This window comes from Enterobacter sp. WP_7_1 (assembly GCF_003688535.1).
Taxonomy (GTDB): Bacteria; Pseudomonadota; Gammaproteobacteria; order Enterobacterales; family Enterobacteriaceae; genus Enterobacter; species Enterobacter asburiae.
This window is the reverse complement of sequence record NZ_REFK01000001.1, coordinates 1,860,401-1,880,315: the sequence shown is the minus strand read 5'-3', so window position 1 is coordinate 1,880,315 and position 19,915 is coordinate 1,860,401. Positions and strand designations below refer to the sequence as shown.

Annotated in this window: 22 protein-coding genes; 12 read left to right on the top strand and 10 right to left on the bottom strand. The window is 55.4% G+C overall.

Annotated features, from left to right (window positions below; all coding sequences use genetic code 11):
* Positions 1 to 318: 318 nt before the first annotated feature.
* Positions 319 to 675 carry a hypothetical protein gene (locus tag BJ885_RS09355; protein WP_121931772.1) on the top strand — a complete coding sequence of 119 codons (357 nt, stop codon included), beginning with the start codon at positions 319 to 321 and terminating at the stop codon, positions 673 to 675.
* A 217-nt stretch (positions 676 to 892) separates the two neighbouring features.
* Complete coding sequence (locus tag BJ885_RS09350; RefSeq protein WP_121931771.1) at positions 893 to 1,186, top strand: YciI family protein; 294 nt, start codon at positions 893 to 895, stop codon at positions 1,184 to 1,186.
* A 54-nt stretch (positions 1,187 to 1,240) separates the two neighbouring features.
* On the opposite strand, the gene ychF is transcribed toward BJ885_RS09350, so the two are convergent.
* Together ychF and pth are read right to left on the bottom strand one after the other, a co-directional pair.
* Complete coding sequence (gene ychF / locus BJ885_RS09345; RefSeq protein ID WP_121931770.1) at positions 1,241 to 2,335, bottom strand: redox-regulated ATPase YchF; 1,095 nt, start codon at positions 2,333 to 2,335, stop codon at positions 1,241 to 1,243.
* A gap of 126 nt (positions 2,336 to 2,461) precedes the next feature.
* On the bottom strand, positions 2,462 to 3,046 hold the full coding sequence (gene pth, locus BJ885_RS09340; protein WP_023336005.1) for an aminoacyl-tRNA hydrolase: 585 nt from the start codon (positions 3,044 to 3,046) through the stop codon (positions 2,462 to 2,464).
* 274 nt (positions 3,047 to 3,320) lie between these two features.
* Between pth and ychH the strand changes: the two genes are divergently transcribed.
* Together ychH and BJ885_RS09330 are read left to right on the top strand one after the other, a co-directional pair.
* Positions 3,321 to 3,596: a stress-induced protein YchH gene (gene ychH / locus BJ885_RS09335; RefSeq protein ID WP_121931769.1), complete on the top strand. Its 276-nt coding sequence runs from the start codon at positions 3,321 to 3,323 to the stop codon at positions 3,594 to 3,596.
* 120 nt (positions 3,597 to 3,716) lie between these two features.
* Positions 3,717 to 4,775, top strand: a complete 1,059-nt coding sequence (locus BJ885_RS09330) for a MerR family transcriptional regulator (protein ID WP_121931768.1) — start codon at positions 3,717 to 3,719, stop codon at positions 4,773 to 4,775.
* Here BJ885_RS09330 and dauA read toward each other — a convergent pair.
* From dauA to lolB, 4 genes are all read right to left on the bottom strand, one after another.
* Positions 4,761 to 6,440, bottom strand: coding sequence for a C4-dicarboxylic acid transporter DauA (dauA, locus tag BJ885_RS09325; protein WP_121931767.1), 1,680 nt, complete (start codon positions 6,438 to 6,440; stop codon positions 4,761 to 4,763). The two genes, BJ885_RS09330 and dauA, sit on opposite strands and share 15 nt — an antisense overlap.
* A 124-nt stretch (positions 6,441 to 6,564) precedes the next feature.
* On the bottom strand, positions 6,565 to 7,512 hold the full coding sequence (gene prs, locus BJ885_RS09320) for a ribose-phosphate diphosphokinase (RefSeq protein ID WP_003856663.1): 948 nt from the start codon (positions 7,510 to 7,512) through the stop codon (positions 6,565 to 6,567).
* Positions 7,513 to 7,637: 125 nt separating this feature from the next.
* Positions 7,638 to 8,507 carry a 4-(cytidine 5'-diphospho)-2-C-methyl-D-erythritol kinase gene (gene ispE / locus BJ885_RS09315; RefSeq protein WP_029741606.1) on the bottom strand — a complete coding sequence of 290 codons (870 nt, stop codon included), beginning with the start codon at positions 8,505 to 8,507 and terminating at the stop codon, positions 7,638 to 7,640.
* Entirely contained in the window at positions 8,504 to 9,115 is a 612-nt protein-coding gene (lolB, locus tag BJ885_RS09310; RefSeq protein ID WP_023312128.1) for a lipoprotein insertase outer membrane protein LolB, read from the bottom strand. Before lolB ends, ispE begins: the two co-directional genes overlap by 4 nt.
* Positions 9,116 to 9,316: 201 nt before the next feature.
* Between lolB and hemA the strand changes: the two genes are divergently transcribed.
* From hemA to kdsA, 6 genes are read left to right on the top strand one after another with little or no spacing between them, the layout of a single operon-like run.
* Positions 9,317 to 10,573 carry a glutamyl-tRNA reductase gene (gene hemA / locus BJ885_RS09305; RefSeq protein WP_023335999.1) on the top strand — a complete coding sequence of 419 codons (1,257 nt, stop codon included), beginning with the start codon at positions 9,317 to 9,319 and terminating at the stop codon, positions 10,571 to 10,573.
* Between the two features lie 41 nt (positions 10,574 to 10,614).
* A complete protein-coding gene (prfA, locus tag BJ885_RS09300; protein ID WP_021240360.1) occupies positions 10,615 to 11,697 on the top strand; it encodes a peptide chain release factor 1 in 1,083 nt (360 codons plus the stop codon).
* Positions 11,697 to 12,527 carry a peptide chain release factor N(5)-glutamine methyltransferase gene (prmC, locus tag BJ885_RS09295; protein WP_121931766.1) on the top strand — a complete coding sequence of 277 codons (831 nt, stop codon included), beginning with the start codon at positions 11,697 to 11,699 and terminating at the stop codon, positions 12,525 to 12,527. The genes prfA and prmC overlap by 1 nt, the downstream gene beginning before the upstream one ends.
* Complete coding sequence (gene sirB2 / locus BJ885_RS09290; protein WP_029741602.1) at positions 12,524 to 12,916, top strand: invasion regulator SirB2; 393 nt, start codon at positions 12,524 to 12,526, stop codon at positions 12,914 to 12,916. Before prmC ends, sirB2 begins: the two co-directional genes overlap by 4 nt.
* Before the next feature lie 3 nt (positions 12,917 to 12,919).
* Positions 12,920 to 13,729 (top strand): invasion regulator SirB1, encoded by an 810-nt coding sequence (gene sirB1, locus BJ885_RS09285; protein ID WP_023312124.1) that lies wholly within the window; start codon positions 12,920 to 12,922, stop codon positions 13,727 to 13,729.
* 36 nt (positions 13,730 to 13,765) lie between these two features.
* Positions 13,766 to 14,620, top strand: a complete 855-nt coding sequence (kdsA, locus tag BJ885_RS09280; RefSeq protein WP_121931765.1) for a 3-deoxy-8-phosphooctulonate synthase — start codon at positions 13,766 to 13,768, stop codon at positions 14,618 to 14,620.
* Between the two features lie 87 nt (positions 14,621 to 14,707).
* On the opposite strand, the gene chaA is transcribed toward kdsA, so the two are convergent.
* Positions 14,708 to 15,808, bottom strand: coding sequence for a sodium-potassium/proton antiporter ChaA (gene chaA, locus BJ885_RS09275; RefSeq protein WP_023312122.1), 1,101 nt, complete (start codon positions 15,806 to 15,808; stop codon positions 14,708 to 14,710).
* Positions 15,809 to 16,078: 270 nt separating this feature from the next.
* On the opposite strand from chaA, the gene chaB reads away from it, so the two are divergent.
* Both chaB and BJ885_RS09265 read left to right on the top strand, forming a co-directional pair.
* The gene (chaB, locus tag BJ885_RS09270) at positions 16,079 to 16,309 is read left to right on the top strand and encodes a putative cation transport regulator ChaB (protein WP_121931764.1); all 231 of its coding nucleotides are present in this window, start codon (positions 16,079 to 16,081) and stop codon (positions 16,307 to 16,309) included.
* Positions 16,310 to 16,486: 177 nt separating this feature from the next.
* On the top strand, positions 16,487 to 17,182 hold the full coding sequence (locus tag BJ885_RS09265; protein ID WP_023344362.1) for a gamma-glutamylcyclotransferase: 696 nt from the start codon (positions 16,487 to 16,489) through the stop codon (positions 17,180 to 17,182).
* A gap of 30 nt (positions 17,183 to 17,212) precedes the next feature.
* Here the strand turns inward: BJ885_RS09265 and BJ885_RS09260 are convergent, their stop codons facing one another.
* The 3 genes from BJ885_RS09260 to BJ885_RS09250 all read right to left on the bottom strand — a co-directional run bounded on the left by BJ885_RS09260 (position 17,213) and on the right by BJ885_RS09250 (position 19,908).
* Positions 17,213 to 17,452 (bottom strand): DUF1883 domain-containing protein, encoded by a 240-nt coding sequence (locus tag BJ885_RS09260; protein ID WP_010432930.1) that lies wholly within the window; start codon positions 17,450 to 17,452, stop codon positions 17,213 to 17,215.
* A gap of 211 nt (positions 17,453 to 17,663) precedes the next feature.
* On the bottom strand, positions 17,664 to 19,448 hold the full coding sequence (locus tag BJ885_RS09255; RefSeq protein ID WP_121931763.1) for a methyl-accepting chemotaxis protein: 1,785 nt from the start codon (positions 19,446 to 19,448) through the stop codon (positions 17,664 to 17,666).
* 106 nt (positions 19,449 to 19,554) lie between these two features.
* Complete coding sequence (locus BJ885_RS09250) at positions 19,555 to 19,908, bottom strand: DsrE/DsrF/TusD sulfur relay family protein (protein ID WP_121931762.1); 354 nt, start codon at positions 19,906 to 19,908, stop codon at positions 19,555 to 19,557.
* Positions 19,909 to 19,915 lie beyond the last annotated feature (7 nt).

The window sequence follows — 19,915 nt, the reverse complement described above, 5'->3', positions numbered from 1 at the left end:
GTAAACATGCCGCCAGATAGAATATTAATTTGAGATGCAGTATAGACGCTTTGTTGTATGAATATATATGAAATTTAATGTGGAAAAATTAAGTAAGAACGTGAGGGTTTCGCATTTAAAAATAAACGGGTTAACCTGAATTATTAGGTTATATAATCTTAGGTTGGGGAAATATCCCATAGTTATGATGCAGTAAGCTGATTTGTTAAGCCTTGTGGTGTGAATGAATGGGTGTAAGGCGTACGCCATTGACTATTTTCTCAAATTATACAGTGGTCGTACTTGATACATATAAAGTAAAGATCGGTGTAAAGGATAATGAATATTACCGATGGCATTCGCTTTAATAATTCTAATCAAACTATTATTTTTAATCACTATAGCTGGGTTGAGTTAATTAAAGCGATTATTGTTGGATATGCTAATAAAACAGAGAGTGAGGCTGAGCGTATAGTATTAGCCTCTCCACTTGTTTGTATTACGGAAAATGATTACATGTCTGTGGCTTTGCGCAGTCATGAAAGTGAATATCATTGGGCAATGTTAATTGTCTATGGCGATCAATATTGGACCAAAGGCGTTTCTTCAAATGAACCTGAGGGTTACTTCGAGTGGGAAAAGGAATACAAGGAAAAAAATAAACTAGCGGAAAATAACTTTATTTTTAGTGATTAAATAAAATCTTAAGAAGAAAGAGCTTGCCAGTTTTTAATGTATGTTATGGCATTATTATGGTTAAGCATAAAGTAATATCTCATAGCGATCCCTTTTTAAGATTAAAATCTCCGCTAAAAAGTATTATGTTAGCTTAAGGCATAAGAGGATGTATTTCTGTAGAACCAACGAACGACTTAATTATTACTTTGAGATAATCCTAACTTAGGGGCAAAGGATGACCACGGTTTACATTGTTATTTTGACCTATATAAAACCACTCGATGAAATCGATGCAGCGATACCTGCTCATGTTGAGTGGCTAAAAAAGGGGTATGCAGAGGGGATTTTTCTGGCGTCCGGTAGACGGATCCCAAGAAACGGCGGTGTCATTCTCGCTAAGTGTGAGAGTCTTGCCTCTCTGGAAGAGCGCTTGCGCGAGGATCCTTTTCAGAGGTTAAAACTTACGACTGTTGAAATCATTCCCTTTGAACCCAGCATGAAGGCAGAACTTTTAGACAATGTGTTTTAACGCCGCAATAAAAAAATCCACGCCAGGGCGTGGATTTTTTTCATTCAAGACGACTCAGACGTTAAACAGGAAGTTCATCACATCGCCATCTTTAACGATGTAATCTTTCCCTTCCGCACGCATCTTGCCTGCTTCTTTCGCGCCTTGCTCACCCTTGTAGGTGATAAAGTCTTCAAACGCGATGGTCTGCGCACGAATAAAGCCTTTCTCGAAGTCAGTGTGGATTTTACCAGCCGCCTGAGGTGCAGTCGCACCTACAGGAATCGTCCACGCACGCACTTCTTTCACGCCAGCGGTGAAGTAGGTCTGCAGGTTCAGCAGCTCATAGCCTGCGCGAATTACGCGGTTCAGGCCAGGCTCTTCCAGACCCAGCTCGGCCATGAACTCTTCACGGTCGGCGTCGTCCAGCTCGGCAATATCGGATTCAACGGCAGCGCAAACAGCCACAACCACAGAACCTTCAGCCGCTGCGATTTCACGCACTTTGTCCAGGTACGGGTTGTTTTCAAAACCGTCTTCGTTAACGTTGGCGATGTACATGGTTGGCTTCAGGGTCAGGAAGCTCAGGTATTTGATCGCCGCCTTGTCTTCTTCAGTCAGGTTTTTCAGCGCGCGCAGCATGCCGGCGTTTTCCAGCTGTGGCAGGCATTTTTCCAGCGCAGCCAGTTCCGCTTTCGCGTCCTTGTCGCCGCCTTTGGCTTTCTTCTGCACGCGGTGAATAGCGCGTTCGCAGGTGTCGAGGTCAGAGAGCGCCAGCTCGGTGTTGATAACCTCGATGTCGTCAGCCGGATCCACTTTGTTGTTAACGTGGATGATGTTGTCGTTCTCGAAGCAGCGCACAACGTGGCCGATCGCTTCGGTTTCACGAATATTGGTCAGGAACTGGTTACCCAGGCCTTCACCTTTGGATGCGCCTTTTACCAGGCCCGCGATGTCCACGAATTCCATGGTGGTTGGCAGGATGCGCTGCGGCTTCACGATTTCCGCGAGCTGGTCCAGACGCAGGTCCGGCATTGGCACAACGCCGGTGTTAGGTTCGATGGTACAGAACGGGAAGTTCGCCGCTTCGATACCCGCTTTGGTAAGCGCGTTAAACAGGGTGGATTTGCCCACGTTTGGCAGACCGACGATACCGCATTTGAATCCCATTTCTAAATCACCTTAATATCTTGATAATCAATCCGTTAACGATAACCGACTGATGAAAAGTAAATAACTACGCTTATTATACACGTAACCCGCATGACGCGCGGTAAAAAAGCCGGATCGGGCGGATTATTGCGCTTTGAAAGCGTGCAAGCGGTTTGTCGCTTTGGTTAACCCATCTTTCAGCCAGATTTCAGTGCAGCGCGCCGCTTCGTCTACCGCCTCGTCAATCAGTTTCTGCTCAGAAACCGGGGGCTTACCGAGTACGAAACCGACAACTTTGTTTTTATCGCCCGGATGGCCGATTCCAACGCGCAAACGGTGGAAATTCGGGTTATTACCCAGCTTGCTGATGATGTCTTTAAGACCGTTGTGGCCGCCGTGCCCGCCGCCCAGTTTGAATTTTGCCACGCCGGGCGGGAGATCCAGCTCATCGTGAGCCACCAGAATTTCATCCGGATTGATGCGATAAAACGTTGCCATTGCCGCCACCGCTTTACCGCTCAGGTTCATAAAGGTGGTGGGCACCAGTAAGCGAACATCCGCGCCAGCAAGGTTGATACGTGAGGTATACCCGAAGAATTTAGGTTCTTCACGCAGGGGAGCACGTAACCGCTCGGCCAGCAGATCGACGTACCAAGCCCCGGCGTTGTGGCGGGTGGCCGCGTATTCTGCGCCCGGGTTGGCGAGGCCGACAATCAGTTTAATCGTCACGATTTAATTCCTAATGGGTTCCAGATCTGGCGCGTAGTTTACTGTCTGGCGCGCCGCTTGACAAAATTCTGCGATCTTCTCAGCGAAATACGAATAATTTCTGATTTGAACAATTAGAATTTCAAGCTGTTCAAAGTGTTATTTGTAAACTTTTGTTTGGGAGTTATCTGTAATTGTGATCATTCACGCAACTCATAAAAGGGGCGTTGTCTATACTTTACACACAAGGATTAGGGGCTTTTCCCCTGACAACCCAAAGTTCCGGAGGTGACACATGAAACGCAAAAACGCTTCGTTACTCGGTAACGTACTGATGGGATTGGGGCTGTTCGTGATGGTTGGCGGCGTGGGTTATTCCATTTTAAACCAGTTACCTCAGATTAACCTCCCGCAATACTTCGCGCACGGCGCGATATTGAGCATCTTCGTTGGTGCGGTATTGTGGCTCGCCGGGGCGCGCATGAGCGGCCATGAGGAAGTCTGCGATAAATACTGGTGGGTGCGCCACTACGATAAACGATGTCGTCGCGATCAGCATAAGCACAGCTAGTGCCTGAAAAAGAACGCCGAAACGGCTCCCGCGGGAGTCGTTTTTTTTTGCATCAAGGGTTGACCCTCACGTAACGTAAGGCTCCAGAGTGGCACCACTGGCAAAGAAAAAGGAGCAGTTATGTTGATTCAGGTGGGTGAGCTGGCGAAACGCGCCGGGATCACCGTGCGGACATTGCACCACTATGAGCAAACAGGGTTGTTGCTGCCTTCTGCCAGAAGCGCGGCAGGTTACCGGCTTTACAACCTGGCGGATGTCCAGCGTCTGCACATGATCCAGACGCTGGCAAAAGCGGGGCTGGAACTTGCTGAAATCAGGGATTTCCTGGAACAGGAGTCGCTGTCGTTAACCGAGTTACTCGATGCGCAAATCACGCTGCTGGATAAACAGCTGCGCAGCATACATACGCTGCGCGACCGGCTGGTGGAGCTGCGAACCGGGCTTATCGACGATGCGACGCCGGATCTGGAATCCTGGCTACAGACTCTGGAGTTAATGAATATGTACGATCGCTGGTTTAGCAAAGAAGAGTTACAGCAGCTGCCGTTTGCGGTGCAGAAGGATGCGCTGGCGGCTATTTGGTCGGGGCTGGTTGCAGAGGCCAGTGCGCTACTGGAGCAACATATCCCCGCTACGGACGCTCGGGCGATGGATCTGGCGACGCGCTGGATGGAGCGCCTTGAGCAGGACACGGCGGGCAAGCCGGAGTTTCTCACCCGGCTGAACGAGATGCACAGCGTTGAACCGCAGATGCAGGTGCAGACCGGTATCACGCCAGAGATGACGGATTACATCACGCGCGCGTTTGCTGAGTCTAAGCTCAGCATATGGGAGAAGTATCTCACTGCCGAAGAGATGGCCTTTACCCGGGCACACTACTTTGACCGCATGATGGAGTGGCCGCCGCTGGTGGCGAAACTGCATCAGGCGCAGCGGGATAATATCGATCCCGCTTCGGAGGAGGCGCAAAAGCTGGCTGAAAACTGGCTGGCATTGTTCCAGTCTTACGCGGGCACCAACCCGGAAACTCAGCAAAAGTTTCGTACTGCCATGCAGCAGGAGCCGCACCTGATGAAAGGAACCTGGATGACGCCTGCCGTGCTTGCATGGCTCCAGCAGGCGATCGGGGTGTTGATGCAGAGACGTTTCTCTGCATCAGGTCACTCACAGATCCGCTAACGCGGCTTCACGGTTAGGGTAGAAGGAGAGTCGGCCAGGGATAGGCTGCACGCCGGCGCGCGCCATGGTGCGCAGCGGCTGAAACTCCAGGTTACTCACCCGCAGCTCGCAGCCTTCCGGCAGACGTGCCACAAAGCGCTGGAAGGCATCAAGGCCGCCTGCATCCAGCACGGGTACGGCATCCCACTTCAGCACCACAACCCGTTTGCCAGCGATGCGGGACTCCAGATCGCTGAACAAACCTTCCGCCGCGGCGAAGAACAGCGGGCCAATCACGCGCAGCACCAGCACATCGTCAGGCACCTCGACGTTAACCGGGGAAAGGCGCGTCATCTGCGCGATGCGGCGCATAAACAGCAGGGAAGCCAACACGATCCCGACGCTGATGGCGATAACCATATCGAACAGCACGGTCAGCGACATACAGATCAGCATCACGATGATGTCGTCTTTCGGCGCGCGACGCAGCAGGTTCACCACCTTATGCGCCTCACTCATGTTCCAGGCCACCATCAGAAGCAGGGCAGCCATGGCGGAAAGCGGTAGCCATGATAGCAGCGGGGCGAGGATCAGCAGGGCGAGGATCACCAGCACGGAGTGGATGACCGCCGAAACGGGTGAAGTTGCCCCTGCGCGCACGTTGGCAGCAGAGCGGGCGATGGCTGCCGTTGCGGTAATACCGCCGAAGAACGGCGCGACGAGGTTGCCTAATCCCTGACCAACCAGCTCGCTGTTGGCTTTGTGTTTGGTGCCGGTCATGCCGTCCAGAACGACGGCGCAGAGCAGGGATTCAATCGCCCCCAGCATTGCCATAGAGAACGCGGCGGGAAGCAGGGCTCGCAGTGAATCCCAGCTTAGGGTGAAGCTGGAGCCGGGCATGTCCCACGGCAGCACCAGCTGCGGTAGCAGTTGCGGAATGCCGCTACCCTGTGAACCGTCCGCCAGAACATAGTGGAACTGCGAGCCGATAGTCGCGACGTGGCCACCGAACATATTGACGAGGGCCATCACCGCGCAGCCCAGCAGCAGCGCGGGCAGATGGCCCGGCAGACGAATACCGAGGCGAGGCCAGACGATCAGCGTGCCCAGCGTCACAATCCCGATGGCGGCGTCGCCCAGATTGGCCGTCGGCAGCGCCATAAACAGCGCCCCCACTTTTTGCAGATAGTGCTCTGGTACGTGGTGCATCTGCAGGCCGAGGAAATCTTTGATCTGCATGGTTCCGATGGTAATACCAATCCCCGAGGTGAACCCCAGCGTCACGGAAAGGGGAATATATTCAATCAGGCGACCAAAGCGTGCCAGACCAAACAAAATCAAAAAGACGCCGGACATCAGGGTGGCGACCAGCAGGCCTGCCAGACCAAACTGCTGCGAAACCGGGTAGAGGATCACCACGAAGGCGGCGGTCGGGCCGGAGACGCTGAAGCGCGAGCCGCCCGTCAGGGCGATGACGATCCCGGCAACGGCCGAGGTGTACAGACCGTACTGCGGCGCAACGCCGCTGCCAATTGCCAGCGCCATCGCCAGCGGGATGGCGATAATGCCGACGGTGATCCCGGCAATGAGGTCACGGACAAAGCGTGACGAGGTGTACTTCTCTTTCCAGCAGGCGTCGATGAGGGCGCGAAAGGGCAGAACATGTGAGGAGGCTACATTTTTCACAATTATCTATCATCCGTATGCGCATCATCTGTCATGTGAATGGCAGGTGAAGGAGGCATTAATCATACAAATAAAACCCGGAGACAAAAAAACCCGCCGCAGCGGGTTTTTCGGCCGTGTTCGATTAGTGTTCGAACATTGCTGAGATGGATTCTTCGTTGCTGATACGACGAATCGCTTCGGCCAGCATCCCGGACAGGGTCAACGTACGCACGTTTGGCAGTGCTTTGATCTCGTCGCTCAGTGGGATGGTATCGCATACCACCACTTCGTCAATGACGGAGTTGCGCAGGTTGTTTACCGCGTTACCGGAGAAGATCGGGTGAGTCGCGTAAGCGAACACGCGCTTGGCACCACGTTCTTTCAGCGCTTCAGCTGCTTTACACAGCGTACCGCCGGTATCGATCATGTCGTCAACCAGCACGCAGTCACGGCCAGCAACGTCACCGATGATGTGCATCACCTGAGAAACGTTTGCGCGCGGACGGCGTTTGTCGATGATTGCCATGTCGGTATCGTTCAGCAGCTTAGCGATAGCACGGGCACGTACCACGCCGCCGATGTCTGGAGAAACCACGATTGGGTTATCCAGGTTCAGCTGCAGCATGTCTTCCAGCAGTATTGGGCTGCCGAATACGTTATCAACCGGGACGTCGAAGAAGCCCTGGATCTGCTCTGCGTGCAGGTCAACGGTCAGTACGCGGTCAACGCCGACGCTGGACAGGAAGTCAGCGACAACTTTAGCGGTGATTGGCACACGTGCGGAACGGACGCGACGGTCCTGACGGGCATAGCCGAAGTAAGGGATTACAGCAGTGATACGGCCTGCTGAAGCGCGACGCAGGGCGTCGACCATAACAACCAATTCCATCAGGTTGTCGTTTGTTGGAGCACAGGTGGACTGGATGATGAAAATATCACCACCGCGTACATTTTCGTTAATTTGTACGCTGACTTCGCCGTCGCTAAAGCGACCTACGGCGGCGTCGCCGAGGGAAGTGTACAGGCGGTTGGCAATACGTTGTGCTAGTTCCGGGGTGGCGTTACCAGCAAAAAGCTTCATATCAGGCACGAGAAGAACCTCAGGCATGCGTCCAGTGGTGGATAGCGCTCGCCGCAAACTGTGCGGGCCAGGCGAAGGCTATCCAGGCGGTGTATTAAAGAGCGCGATGCAACGTCTGGAACAGGGTGACGTTGTCACCGAAACTCAGTCTGCGCCAGAATGGTCTGCTGTAGGGGGGAGGTGTTCATCCCGCGTGCTACAAAACCATGCAGCCAAACCGGCGCTTGCTCAAGCACCTGACGAGCGGCGGATTCGGTGTCAAATTCAGCAAAGACACAGGCCCCTGTACCAGTCAGGCGCGACGGCGCGTATTCTAACAGCCAGGAAAGCACCGCATCAACCTCGCGAAAACGTTTTCTTGCGATATCCTCGCAATCGTTGCTGAATTCACAATTTAATAACGTTTCTATTGACCGAACCGGGGTATTCCTTTTCAGGTCAGGATCTTTAAAGATGACCGGCGTCGGAATACTCACGCCAGGGTGGGCAACCAGATACCACTTCTCTGGCGGTTCAGCCGGGGAGAGGATCTCACCCACGCCTTCAGCAAAGGCCGCATGACCGCGCACAAACACCGGGACATCCGCCCCCAGCGTCAAGCCCAGGGCTGCCAGTTCGTCCTTTGACAGCCCGCAGCCCCAGAGGTGGTTCAGCGCAACCAGCACGGTGGCGGCGTTGGATGATCCGCCGCCCAGACCGCCGCCCATCGGCAGGCGTTTCTCGATACGGATATCCGCACCGCTTCCCGCGGGCAGACGGCCCGATTCCGCCGCGGCTTTCATCAGCAGACGCGCGGCGCGCACGATCAGGTTGTCCTCATGCGCCACGCCTTCGACAGGCGTTAGCAGGCAAATCTGCCCGTCCTGGCGCAGTTCAATGGAGATCGTGTCGCCATAGTCAATAAACTGAAACAGCGTCTGCAGGGTGTGATAACCGTCAGCACGCTGGCCGGTGATGTATAAAAACAGGTTCAGCTTTGCCGGAGAGGGCCAGTGGGTCATCATTTAACGATCCAGTTGTCCATTTTCAGCTTGATACGCTGGCTGCCCTGGGTCAGTTCCATGTTTGATGGCAGCGACGGTTTACTCTTGCTGTCATAGGCGCTGTACACCACTTTCCAGGTTTTGCCGTTCTGCGTGTAGTTCACCTGGCTCAGACGGTACTGATCGTCAAGGGTGTAGTCAGTTGCCTCGCCCGGCAGGCCAAGGATCCACTGGCGCAGGCTGTTGAGCGGGATTGGCATCCCGGTCAGCTTGCCAATCATCTCTTCGGCATCGGTCGCGGTATAGTGCTGGCCTTTGTTATCGGTGATCTGCGCTTCGCCCGGTTTGGCGATAAGCTCCAGCTCGGTGCTGCCCAGCGGGTTCAGCAGCAGCAGGCGGTAGTTGTCCTGCCCCGTCTGCTGCCAGAAGAAGCGGGCATAAACCTTTTGTTCGTCAGAGAGATAAGCGAAAGCGCCGCGGGTCTGGTACTGGTTCAAATTACGGACGTCCTGCTGGTGCTGACGCCACTGCGGTGAATCAGGGCTTTTGCCCGGGCCTTTTGGTTGGGTGACGGTACAGGCGGTCAGAACCAGTGCTGCCAGCGGCAGCAGGCGAATCAGTCGGGTCATAATGAGGACAAATCCTTGAGATACGTTGCAGTTATAACTGTTAATGCTAGCGTCGAAGGGGGCGACCGTCTACGTTCAAATTATCTCAAAGGGTTATGTAACCTATTACTCCGAAAGGGGGCAGTCCCTTTTATTGATCTCGCGCATCCTGTATGATGCGTTCTGCTAACCTTATTAACGCTGGTACTACTCCCGCTCAACATGACCCTATTAGCACTCGGCATCAACCACAAAACGGCTCCGGTTTCGCTGCGAGAACGCGTGACGTTTTCGCCGGATACGCTTGACCTGGCGCTGGACAGCCTGCTTGCACAGCCGATGGTGCAGGGTGGCGTGGTGCTCTCGACGTGCAACCGTACCGAGCTGTATTTAAGCGTGGAAGAGCAGGACAACCTGCACGAAGCGCTGATCCGCTGGCTATGTGACTACCACAACCTCAATGAAGACGAGCTGCGCAACAGCCTGTACTGGCATCAGGACAACGATGCGGTCAGCCATCTGATGCGCGTCGCCAGCGGGCTGGATTCGCTGGTGCTGGGCGAGCCGCAAATTCTGGGTCAGGTGAAAAAAGCGTTTGCGGATTCGCAAAAAGGGCATCTGAAGGCCAGCGAGCTGGAGCGCATGTTCCAGAAGTCGTTCTCCGTGGCGAAGCGTGTGCGAACCGAAACCGACATTGGTGCCAGTGCGGTTTCCGTTGCTTTCGCGGCCTGCACCCTTGCACGCCAAATCTTTGAATCCCTGTCTACCGTCACCGTGATGCTGGTGGGAGCGGGCGAAACCATCGAACTTGTTGCGCGCCATCTGCGCGAGCATAAAGTGAAAAAGATGATTATCGCTAACCGCACCCGCGAACGCGCGCAGGTGCTGGCGGATGAAGTGGGTGCAGAGGTGGTTGCCCTGAGCGACATTGATGAACGCCTGAAAGAGGCGGACATTATCATCAGTTCTACCGCCAGCCCGCTGCCGATTATCGGAAAAGGGATGGTGGAGCGTGCGCTGAAGTCCCGCCGTAATCAGCCGATGCTGCTGGTGGATATCGCCGTCCCGCGCGATGTGGAGCCGGAAGTGGGCAAGCTGCCTAACGCCTATCTCTACAGCGTGGATGACCTGCAAAGCATCATTTCGCACAACCTTGCCCAGCGTAAAGCGGCGGCGGTTCAGGCGGAAACCATCGTCGAGCAGGAAACCAGTGAGTTTATGGCCTGGCTGCGCGCGCAAAGCGTCAGCGAGACCATCCGCGAGTACCGCGGGCAGGCGGAGCAGGTGCGTGATGACCTGACTGCCAAAGCGTTAGCAGCCCTTGAACAGGGCGGCGACGCGAATGCGATTATGCAGGACCTGGCGTGGAAACTGACCAACCGCCTGATCCATGCACCAACCAAATCTCTTCAGCAGGCTGCCCGTGACGGGGATGATGAACGCCTGACCATTCTGCGCAACAGCCTCGGGCTGGAATAGCGCCCTATACCCATTTTCTAAGACAAGGTGCACTTACGCCTATGAAGCCTTCTATCGTCGCTAAACTGGAAGCTCTGCACGAGCGCCATGAAGAAGTACAGGCGCTGCTCGGGGATGCCGGGACCATTGCGGACCAGGAACGTTTTCGCGCGCTCTCGCGTGAATACGCGCAGTTAAGTGATGTTTCTAAATGCTTTACCGACTGGCGACAGGTTCAGGAAGATATCGAAACCGCGCAGATGATGCTCGACGATCCTGAAATGCGCGAGATGGCGCAGGAAGAGTTGCAGGATGCGAAAGCGCGTTCTGAAGAGATGGAGCAGCAGCTTCAGGTGCTTCTGCTGCCGAAAGATCCGGACGACGAGCGTAACGCGTTTGTGGAAGTGCGCGCCGGTACCGGCGGTGACGAAGCGGCGCTGTTTGCCGGGGATCTGTTCCGCATGTACAGCCGCTACGCCGAATCGCGTCGCTGGCGCGTGGAGATCATGAGCGCCAACGAAGGCGAACATGGTGGCTACAAAGAGGTTATCGCCAAGATCAGCGGCGACGGCGTGTACGGTCGTCTCAAGTTTGAATCCGGCGGTCACCGCGTGCAGCGCGTGCCGGCCACCGAATCTCAGGGCCGCATTCACACCTCCGCCTGTACGGTTGCGGTGATGCCGGAGCTGCCGGAAGCTGAACTGCCTGATATCAATCCGGCTGACCTGCGTATTGATACGTTCCGCTCCTCTGGCGCGGGCGGTCAGCACGTTAACACCACCGATTCCGCCATCCGTATTACCCACCTGCCGACCGGCATCGTCGTCGAATGTCAGGACGAGCGTTCGCAGCACAAAAACAAAGCCAAAGCGTTGTCCGTGCTGGGCGCGCGTATCCACGCAGCCGAAATGGCGAAACGCCAGCAGGCGGAAGCGTCTACGCGCCGTAACCTGCTGGGCAGCGGCGATCGCAGCGACCGTAACCGCACCTATAACTTCCCGCAGGGGCGCGTAACCGACCACCGCATCAACCTGACGCTGTACCGTCTGGACGAGGTGATGGAAGGGAAGCTGGATATGCTGATTGAGCCTATCGTGCAGGAATACCAGGCCGACCAGCTGGCGGCGCTGTCCGAGCAGGAATAATGGATTTTCAGCGCTGGTTACGTGAGGCGGCCGGTGAGCTTTCAGAAAGCGAAAGCCCGAAACGCGACGCCGAAATTTTGCTTGAGCACGTGACGGGTAAAGCCCGCACGTATCTGCTGGCTTTTGGCGAAACCGAACTGACCGCGGAACAGGAAGCGCAGCTCGCCGCGCTGCTTGCCCGTCGTAAAACCGGCGAGCCGGTGGCGCACCTTGTCGGTGAGCGCGAGTTCTGGTCGTTACCGCTGTACGTCTCGGCGGCGACGCTGATCCCACGTCCGGACACCGAGTGTCTTGTGGAGCAGGCGCTGGCGCGTTTACCGGCGGCGGCCTGCAGCATTCTCGATCTCGGTACCGGGACCGGGGCTATCGCGCTGGCGCTGGCCACCGAGCGGCCCGACTGCGCGGTGACGGCGGTGGATGTAATGCCCGATGCGGTGGCGCTGGCGCAGCGTAACGTGGAACGTCTCGGGCTCAGCAACGTGACGGTTCTGCAAAGCAGCTGGTTTGAGGCGCTGGAGAATCGCTCATTTGCGATGGTTGTCAGCAATCCTCCCTACATCGACGAACATGACCCGCACCTTGCGCAGGGAGACGTGCGCTTCGAACCGCTGACGGCGCTCGTGGCCGCCAACGCGGGATTAGCCGATCTCGATCACATTGTGACAACGTCACGAAAACATTTGCTTCCCGGCGGCTGGCTGCTCGTGGAGCATGGCTGGACGCAGGGAGAAGCCGTGCGGGCACTGTTTACGCAAGCAGGCTACGGCGCTGTCGAAACCTGCCGCGACTACGGCGGCAACGAACGCCTGACGCTGGGGCAGTGGCTATGAGCCTGTTTACCGTGCTCATTACCGTCCACCTCATTTCCGTTGCGCTGACCGTCAGCTTTTTCATCGTCCGTTACTGGTGGCGCTACAGCAACAATCCGCTGATGGATGCCCGCTGGGTGCGTATCGCACCGCACTGCATCGATACGCTATTGCTCCTTTCCGGTGCCGGGCTCATGTGGAAGACCGGCTATCTGCCATTTACTGATAAAGGTGCATGGCTGACTGAAAAGCTGTTTGGCGTTATCATCTACATCGTTTTGGGTTTTATCGCGCTTGGGCGTCGTCGTCCGCGCAGCCAGCAGGTCGGGTTTATCGCCTTTCTGCTGGGTCTGGTGGTGCTGTACATCATCATTAAACTCGCCACCACAAGAATACCGTTACTGGGGTAAGTCATGAGGTCCTTAGCCGATTTCGAATTTAATAAAGTGCCGCTTTGCGATGGCATGATCCTGATTTCTGAGATGATTCGCGACGATTTTACGTCGCAGTTTGTCTACGATGAGCTGGAGAATCTGGTCAGCCTGGCGCGTGAAGAGATTAATCAGGCTCGCCCGCAAGACTGGCAATTAGAGAAGCTGCTGGAGCTTTTCTACGGCGAATGGGGTTTCTGCGACACGCGGGGCGTGTATCGCCTGTCTGACGCGTTATGGCTGGACCAGGTCTTAAAAAATCGTCAGGGCAGCGCCGTGGCGCTGGGCTCTATTTTGCTGTGGGTCGCGCACCGTCTGGATATTCCGCTGGTCCCGGTCATTTTCCCGACGCAGATGATCCTGCGTGCAGAGTGGCTGGACGGCGAAATGTGGCTCATTAATCCCTTCAACGGCGACACGCTGGATGAACATACGCTGGACGTGTGGCTGAAAGGCAATATCAGCCCAGTGGCCGAACTCTTCAACGAAGATCTCGACGAGGCGGATAACGCAGAAGTGATCCGCAAGCTGCTGGATACGCTGAAGTCTGCGTTAATGGAAGAGCGTCAGATGGAGCTGGCGTTGCGCGCCAGCGAAGTGCTGCTGCAGTTCAACCCGGAAGATCCGTACGAAATTCGCGATCGCGGGCTGATCTATGCCCAGCTCGACTGTGAGCACGTTGCACTGAATGATTTGAACTATTTCGTCGAGCAGTGTCCGGAAGACCCCATTAGCGAAATGATTCGTGCGCAGATCAACGCGATCTCGCACAAACAAATTACACTGCATTAATCTTAATTCCGATTCACACCTGAATAAGGCGATCCTATGAAACAAAAAGTGGTTAGCATTGGTGATATCAATGTAGCAAACGACCTGCCGTTCGTACTGTTTGGCGGCATGAACGTGCTGGAATCCCGCGATCTCGCCATGCGTATCTGCGAACACTACGTGACCGTGACCCAGAAGCTGGGCATCCCGTACGTGTTTAAGGCCTCTTTTGACAAAGCCAACCGCTCCTCCATCAACTCTTACCGTGGCCCGGGCCTGGAAGAGGGAATGAAGATTTTCCAGGAGCTGAAGCAGACCTTTGGCGTGAAAGTGATCACCGACGTGCATGAAGCCTCACAGGCGCAGCCGGTGGCAGACGTGGTGGACGTGATTCAGCTTCCGGCGTTCCTGGCTCGCCAGACCGACCTGGTTGCAGCGATGGCGAAAACCGGCGCCGTGATTAACGTGAAAAAACCACAGTTCGTCAGCCCGGGCCAGATGGGCAACATCGTCGATAAGTTTATCGAAGGCGGAAACGACAAGGTGATCCTGTGTGACCGTGGCGCAAACTTCGGTTACGACAACCTGGTTGTCGACATGCTGGGCTTCAGCGTGATGAAAAATGTCTCCGGCCAGTCTCCGGTGATTTTCGACGTGACCCACGCCCTGCAGTGCCGCGACCCGTTCGGTGCCGCGTCCGGTGGCCGTCGTGCCCAGGTGACCGAGCTGGCGCGCGCCGGTATGGCGACCGGTCTGGCCGGCCTGTTCATTGAAGCGCACCCGGATCCGGCTAACGCGAAATGCGACGGCCCATCCGCGCTGCCGCTGGACAAGCTGGAGCCGTTCCTGAAGCAGATCAAAGCGATTGACGATCTGGTGAAGAGCTTCGACGAGCTGGATACCAGCAACTGATAAAAAAACCCGCTTCGGCGGGTTTTTTGTTCTCCCTCTCCCTGTGGGAGAGGGTTAGGGCGAGGCATCAGCCCGCGCCGCATAAAATTACGCAAATATCGTCATCAGATACGCAATAAACAACGCCATATGCGCCGCGCCGTTCAGCACGTTGGTACGCCCGGTTGAGAACGAAATCTGGCACAGCAGCAACGAGGCGACCATCACAATCATCTCCGGCGCGCCCAGCGCAAACTGCAGTTCGTTACCCGTCATAAAGGCAATCAGCGTCACCACCGGGACGGTGAGTGAAATCGTCGCCAGTACGGAGCCGAAGAACAGGTTCATTGCGCGCTGCACCTGATTATTCAACACCGCTTTCAGCGCGCCCAGCCCTTCCGGCGAAAGGATCAGCAGCGCCACCAGGAAGCCAGTAAACGCCACCGGCGCGTTCAGCTCGGTTAACAGCGTCTCCAGCGGGTTAGCGTTCATCTTGGTGACGGCAATCACCGCAATCAGATGCACGATCAGCCAAACCGTATGCCACGCGCTGCTGTGGGCCGACGGTTTGCCGTGGTGCGGGTCATCATCGTCGCCGTCATCTTCATGCTCGTACACAAACAGGCTCTGGTGCGTTTTGGTCTGAATCAGCAGGAACACGCCGTACATGGCGGCGGAAATCAGTGCGACCAGCAGCGCCTGCCCGGTAGAAAAATTCGCGCCCGGCAGCGCCATCGGGAAGACCAGCACGATAATGGCCAGCGGGAAGAGGGCAATTAGATACTGTTTAATGCCGAACAGGTTCATATACTGGGTCGCAAATTTGCGCCCGCCCAGCAGAAGAGAAAAGCCCACCAGGCCGCCCGTCACTATCATAATGATCGAGTAAAGCGTGTCGCGCATCAGCGTCGGCGCGGCATCGCCGGTTGCCATGAGCGCGGAAATCAGGCTGACTTCGAGGATAACAACGGAAAGGCTGAGAATTAACGATCCGTACGGCTCGCCCAGACGGTGGGCCAGGACGTCCGCATGGCGAACGACGCTAAATGCGCTGGTTAAGATGCCGACCAGGGCAAGAATATTGATACCAACCACCACTGGCAGTGACTGACTGCTTCCCCAGAAGAGCAGCACAGCCAGTGCCAGAACCGGGAAAATGAGTGACGTCTCCTTGTGGCGGGTCTTTACCGCCTCGTGTGTTGCTGTCATGTGCTTCTCCATCAATGCAGGTGCTTGTAATTATAGATAGATTTTTGAGGTCATTAAACTAACAGATCTCTGTTAAATACCCTTTATTTTTTACTTAATTTTACCCTTTGTCATGATTTTTTTGTTTGATGTCTATAATTTGCTGTCTTTATTTAATATTCATTAAATAACAATGAATTATAAATGGTATATATTCATAAATTATCGCGGAGTGGCACGCTGCCATATCGTCGTCCACACTTATCTCTTTAGCCAAAAGAGAGGTCAGTGATGCCCTATAAAACGAAACGCGAATTACCCGATAACGTACAAAACGTGCTGCCCGTCCACGCGCAGGATATCTACAAAGAGGCGTTTAACAGCGCATGGGATCAATACAAAGATAAGGACGATCGCCGGGATGATGCCAGCCGTGAAGAGACGGCGCACAAAGTCGCCTGGGCCGCCGTAAAACATGACTATGAGAAAGGAGACGACGATAAATGGCATAAAAAGAAATAGCCGTGAAATAATTCGCTGCCTTCATTTTGACTTTTCAGGCGGTTGAACTTCCGTTGTATTGCAACTGGTCCGCTAATTGCTTATCGTTATTTAACTGCTGGCAAAATGACCAGCAAAAAATGCCGGGAAGGCGAATTACAGATGTCGCAAGGAAGCATGCAGTGGCGGAGGTGGAAAGTGTTAACGCGTGATTTCTTAATGAAGGCAGATTGTAAGACGGCATTTGGTGCTATTGAGGAATCGCTTCTCTGGTCAGCTGAACAACGTGCGGCGTCACTCGCTGCCACGCTTGCCTGCCGCCCGGATGATGGCCCGGTATGGATTTTTGGCTACGGTTCTCTGATGTGGAACCCGGCTCTGGAATTTGTCGAATCGGCAACGGGAACGCTGCCTGGCTGGCATCGCGCATTCTGCCTGCGCCTGACGGCCGGACGCGGCAGCGCGTGCCAGCCGGGGCGCATGCTTGCACTGAAAGAGGGCGGGCGCACCACGGGCGTGGCGTATCGCCTGCCGGATGCCACGCTGGAAGAGGAGCTCACGCTGCTCTGGAAGCGCGAGATGATCACCGGCTGCTATATGCCGAGCTGGTGCAAGCTGGAACTGGACGACGGTCGTACCGTCAATGCGCTGGTGTTTATTATGGACCCGCGCCATCCGCTGTATGAAGCGGATACACGTACGCAGGTGATTGCCCCGTTGATTGCCGCCGCGAGCGGGCCGCTGGGCACCAACGCGCAGTATCTGTTCTCCCTCGACCAGGAGCTAACCCGCCTCGGCATGAAGGACGACTGTCTGAATGAGCTGGTGGTGAAGGTAAAGGCGCTGCTGGAAGGGAACCCGCTCAACGGCACGCTGCGACCGGGTTTTGCCTGACAATACGCCCGGCTTGCCGGGCGTTTAAACTTATGCTGCCACGTAGCTGACGGAATGCTCCAGCGACTGGCTGTGGCTATCGATCAGCACATCCCACGTGCCGGTATACGGCACGGTAAGCCAGGCCTTATCGTCCTGTACGGTGAGAATATCCGCCTGGGACTGTTTTTGTGCTTTCGAACTCATCAGATGAATACGACAGCGTTCTGAGCAACGCACCACTACCGTATCCCCGCCAAACAGTTTCAAACTTGTTTTTACCAGTGCCATTTTTTACCCCGTAGTCTCAAACAACGCTCTCCCTGCAACCATATCCGAGCGTGATGTTGTTCACAATTCACTCATGGCATAACACCAAAGGGGAGGGGGCGGGATGCTGATTTTGATCAAAAAATGGCATAACGATTAAACAAAAATGACAAAATTCCTCAAAATTTACGCTGGCGCGCGTTTTACCCGCTAAACGCGCGCCGGAAGAAGATTAAATGCGGAAATGACCGGCTGTTTCAGCAAGGTCGCCCGCCTGGCTCTGCAGGGCACCCGCGGCGGCGGCGGATTCCACCACCAGCTCGGCGTTCTGCTGAACCATTCTGTCGAGATGGGTCACCGCGTGGTTGATTTCATGAATCCCTTTCATCTGCTCGCTGGTGGCGATGGAGATTTCGCGCATAATGCCGGAGACGCTGCCGATGCTGGAGCGGATCTCATCCATGCTTTCCCCTGCCAGATGCACGTAGCGGGAGCCGGTTGCCACGCTGTCGGTGGTGGAATCAATCAGGGATTTGATCTCTTTCGCCGCCTGAGCGCTGCGGCTCGCCAGGTTACGCACTTCGCCTGCTACGACCGCAAACCCACGCCCCTGCTCACCCGCTCGCGCCGCCTCGACGGAGGCGTTCAGCGCCAGAATGTTGGTCTGGAAAGCAATGCCGTCAATCACGCTGGTGATATCGCCAATTTTTGCCGACGCGACTTCAATGGACTGCATGGTGCTGATCGCCTGCGATACCACCTCGCCGCCGCGCGCCGCGGCCGCTGAGGCCTTGCTCGCCTGGTCGTTCGCTTCTGCCGCCGATTCATTCGACTGCGTCACGGAGGCGGTGATCTGCTCTACTGCGCTGGCCGTCTCGCGCAGGCTGGATGCCGCCTGCTCGGTACGTCCGGAAAGATCCTGGTTACCCGCGGCAATCTCCTGCGCCGCGTTTTTCACCGATTCACTGGCATCCCGGAGCTGCACCATCACCACCGACAGCTTATCGCTGAAGGCGTTAAAGGCCTGGGCAATCTGCGCGACTTCGTCCTCGCCGCTGTCCGGCAGGCGCTGGGACAGATCGTTAGTCCCGTTGGCAATGTTGTGCATCGCGTCGCGAATGTCGGACAGACGCTTCAGCAGGCGGGCAATCAGGAAGTGAACAATGGCCGCGCTCAGGAGTGCCAGGATCACCAGCGAAATCGCCGATGCTTTGAGCAGGGAACGCATGCCGGAGGTGGCGTCACCGCTGTCGAGCGCGACGACTAGCAGCCAGTTAGTGCCCGGTACGGCTGTCGCCACGAAGGTTTTTTCAGCGTCGTTCAGCGTTCCGTCGACGAGGTTACCGCTTTTCAACGCAGCAAAATCAATGCCTTTGATCGTCTCAGCAAAGGGTTTGAGCGTCAGGGCCGGATCGTTAGCGGCAATCACGCTGCCGTCACTGTTCAGAAGCAACCCGCTGCTGGCCGGAGTTGGATGGATCCCGCGCACGTTTGCCACCACGCTGTCCATCGCCACATCGCCCGCCACCACCGCTTTAAGGGTGCCATTTTCTTTCACCGGCACGGCGAAGGTCACCACCAGTTTACCGGTCCCCGCGTCAACGTAGGGCGCGGTGACAACCGGACCGTCCGTGCTGACTACCTGCTGATACCAAGGGCGAATGGTCGGGTCATAGTCCGCCGGGACGCCCGCCGGCTCAGAGAATTTCGCCGTTTTGCTGGCGTAGCCAACATAGACGTTGGTAAAACCACCCGCCTGCGCAAGCTGTTTAAACACCGGAACCGGATCGTCATTCAGCGCAACGGTCTGCGCAGAGGCAATCACCGTCATCTTGCTTTTGACCCAGTCGGCAATCGCCATGTTATGGCTGGCGCTGGTGCTGGTCAGGATATCTCGCTGGGACTGCTGGTTATCCTGGCGCGTGACCTGGAAGTTGATAACGGTGTTAAGGAGAAGGGCGACGACCAGACAGCCTGCCGTCGCAGCGATGATGCGTGCACGAATCGATCTGAACATAAGTGAAATACCTGCTGTGTTGTTTCCATGCCTATCGGCAACCCCGCAGGTAAACTTGATGCTGAAACCGCGTCCATAAGAAAATAATATTTTTACGAGTTTATTATTAAAAAGTTAATACTTTATCTGCGGACAGCGTCCACTCGGCAAGCTCAACCAGCGTACCAATTTCTACCCCCTCAATCAGCGGCAGTCCGGTAATGCCGCGGCCGTCGGTGCAGGTCTTGCACAGCTTCACCGGCACGTTTTGCGCGGTCAGGATTTCAATCATTTGCTGAATGTTATAGCCCTCTGCCGGTTTTTGACCCTTCAGCCCCGCGGTGACCGCGTCCGACATTAAAAAGAGCCGTAACGCCAGGTCGCTCTCTTTTTCACGCAGCGCAATGGCCAGGCGCAGGCTGTTAAAAAGGGATTCGCTGCCGTAGGCCGCACCGTTGGCGACGATCACAATCTTTTGCATGTTGACT

What these genes read in the sequence shown, in the direction of transcription:
- BJ885_RS09355 (WP_121931772.1), top strand. Translation starts at nt 319, where the DNA reads ATGAATATTACCGATGGCATTCGCTTTAATAATTCTAATCAAACTATT.
- BJ885_RS09350 (WP_121931771.1), top strand. Translation starts at nt 893, where the DNA reads ATGACCACGGTTTACATTGTTATTTTGACCTATATAAAACCACTCGAT.
- ychF (WP_121931770.1), bottom strand. Translation starts at nt 2,335, where the DNA reads ATGGGATTCAAATGCGGTATCGTCGGTCTGCCAAACGTGGGCAAATCC.
- ychH (WP_121931769.1), top strand. Translation starts at nt 3,321, where the DNA reads ATGAAACGCAAAAACGCTTCGTTACTCGGTAACGTACTGATGGGATTG.
- BJ885_RS09330 (WP_121931768.1), top strand. Translation starts at nt 3,717, where the DNA reads ATGTTGATTCAGGTGGGTGAGCTGGCGAAACGCGCCGGGATCACCGTG.
- ispE (WP_029741606.1), bottom strand. Translation starts at nt 8,507, where the DNA reads ATGATGACCCACTGGCCCTCTCCGGCAAAGCTGAACCTGTTTTTATAC.
- lolB (WP_023312128.1), bottom strand. Translation starts at nt 9,115, where the DNA reads ATGACCCGACTGATTCGCCTGCTGCCGCTGGCAGCACTGGTTCTGACC.
- hemA (WP_023335999.1), top strand. Translation starts at nt 9,317, where the DNA reads ATGACCCTATTAGCACTCGGCATCAACCACAAAACGGCTCCGGTTTCG.
- prfA (WP_021240360.1), top strand. Translation starts at nt 10,615, where the DNA reads ATGAAGCCTTCTATCGTCGCTAAACTGGAAGCTCTGCACGAGCGCCAT.
- prmC (WP_121931766.1), top strand. Translation starts at nt 11,697, where the DNA reads ATGGATTTTCAGCGCTGGTTACGTGAGGCGGCCGGTGAGCTTTCAGAA.
- sirB2 (WP_029741602.1), top strand. Translation starts at nt 12,524, where the DNA reads ATGAGCCTGTTTACCGTGCTCATTACCGTCCACCTCATTTCCGTTGCG.
- sirB1 (WP_023312124.1), top strand. Translation starts at nt 12,920, where the DNA reads ATGAGGTCCTTAGCCGATTTCGAATTTAATAAAGTGCCGCTTTGCGAT.
- kdsA (WP_121931765.1), top strand. Translation starts at nt 13,766, where the DNA reads ATGAAACAAAAAGTGGTTAGCATTGGTGATATCAATGTAGCAAACGAC.
- chaA (WP_023312122.1), bottom strand. Translation starts at nt 15,808, where the DNA reads ATGACAGCAACACACGAGGCGGTAAAGACCCGCCACAAGGAGACGTCA.
- chaB (WP_121931764.1), top strand. Translation starts at nt 16,079, where the DNA reads ATGCCCTATAAAACGAAACGCGAATTACCCGATAACGTACAAAACGTG.
- BJ885_RS09260 (WP_010432930.1), bottom strand. Translation starts at nt 17,452, where the DNA reads ATGGCACTGGTAAAAACAAGTTTGAAACTGTTTGGCGGGGATACGGTA.
- BJ885_RS09255 (WP_121931763.1), bottom strand. Translation starts at nt 19,448, where the DNA reads ATGTTCAGATCGATTCGTGCACGCATCATCGCTGCGACGGCAGGCTGT.
- BJ885_RS09250 (WP_121931762.1), bottom strand. Translation starts at nt 19,908, where the DNA reads ATGCAAAAGATTGTGATCGTCGCCAACGGTGCGGCCTACGGCAGCGAA.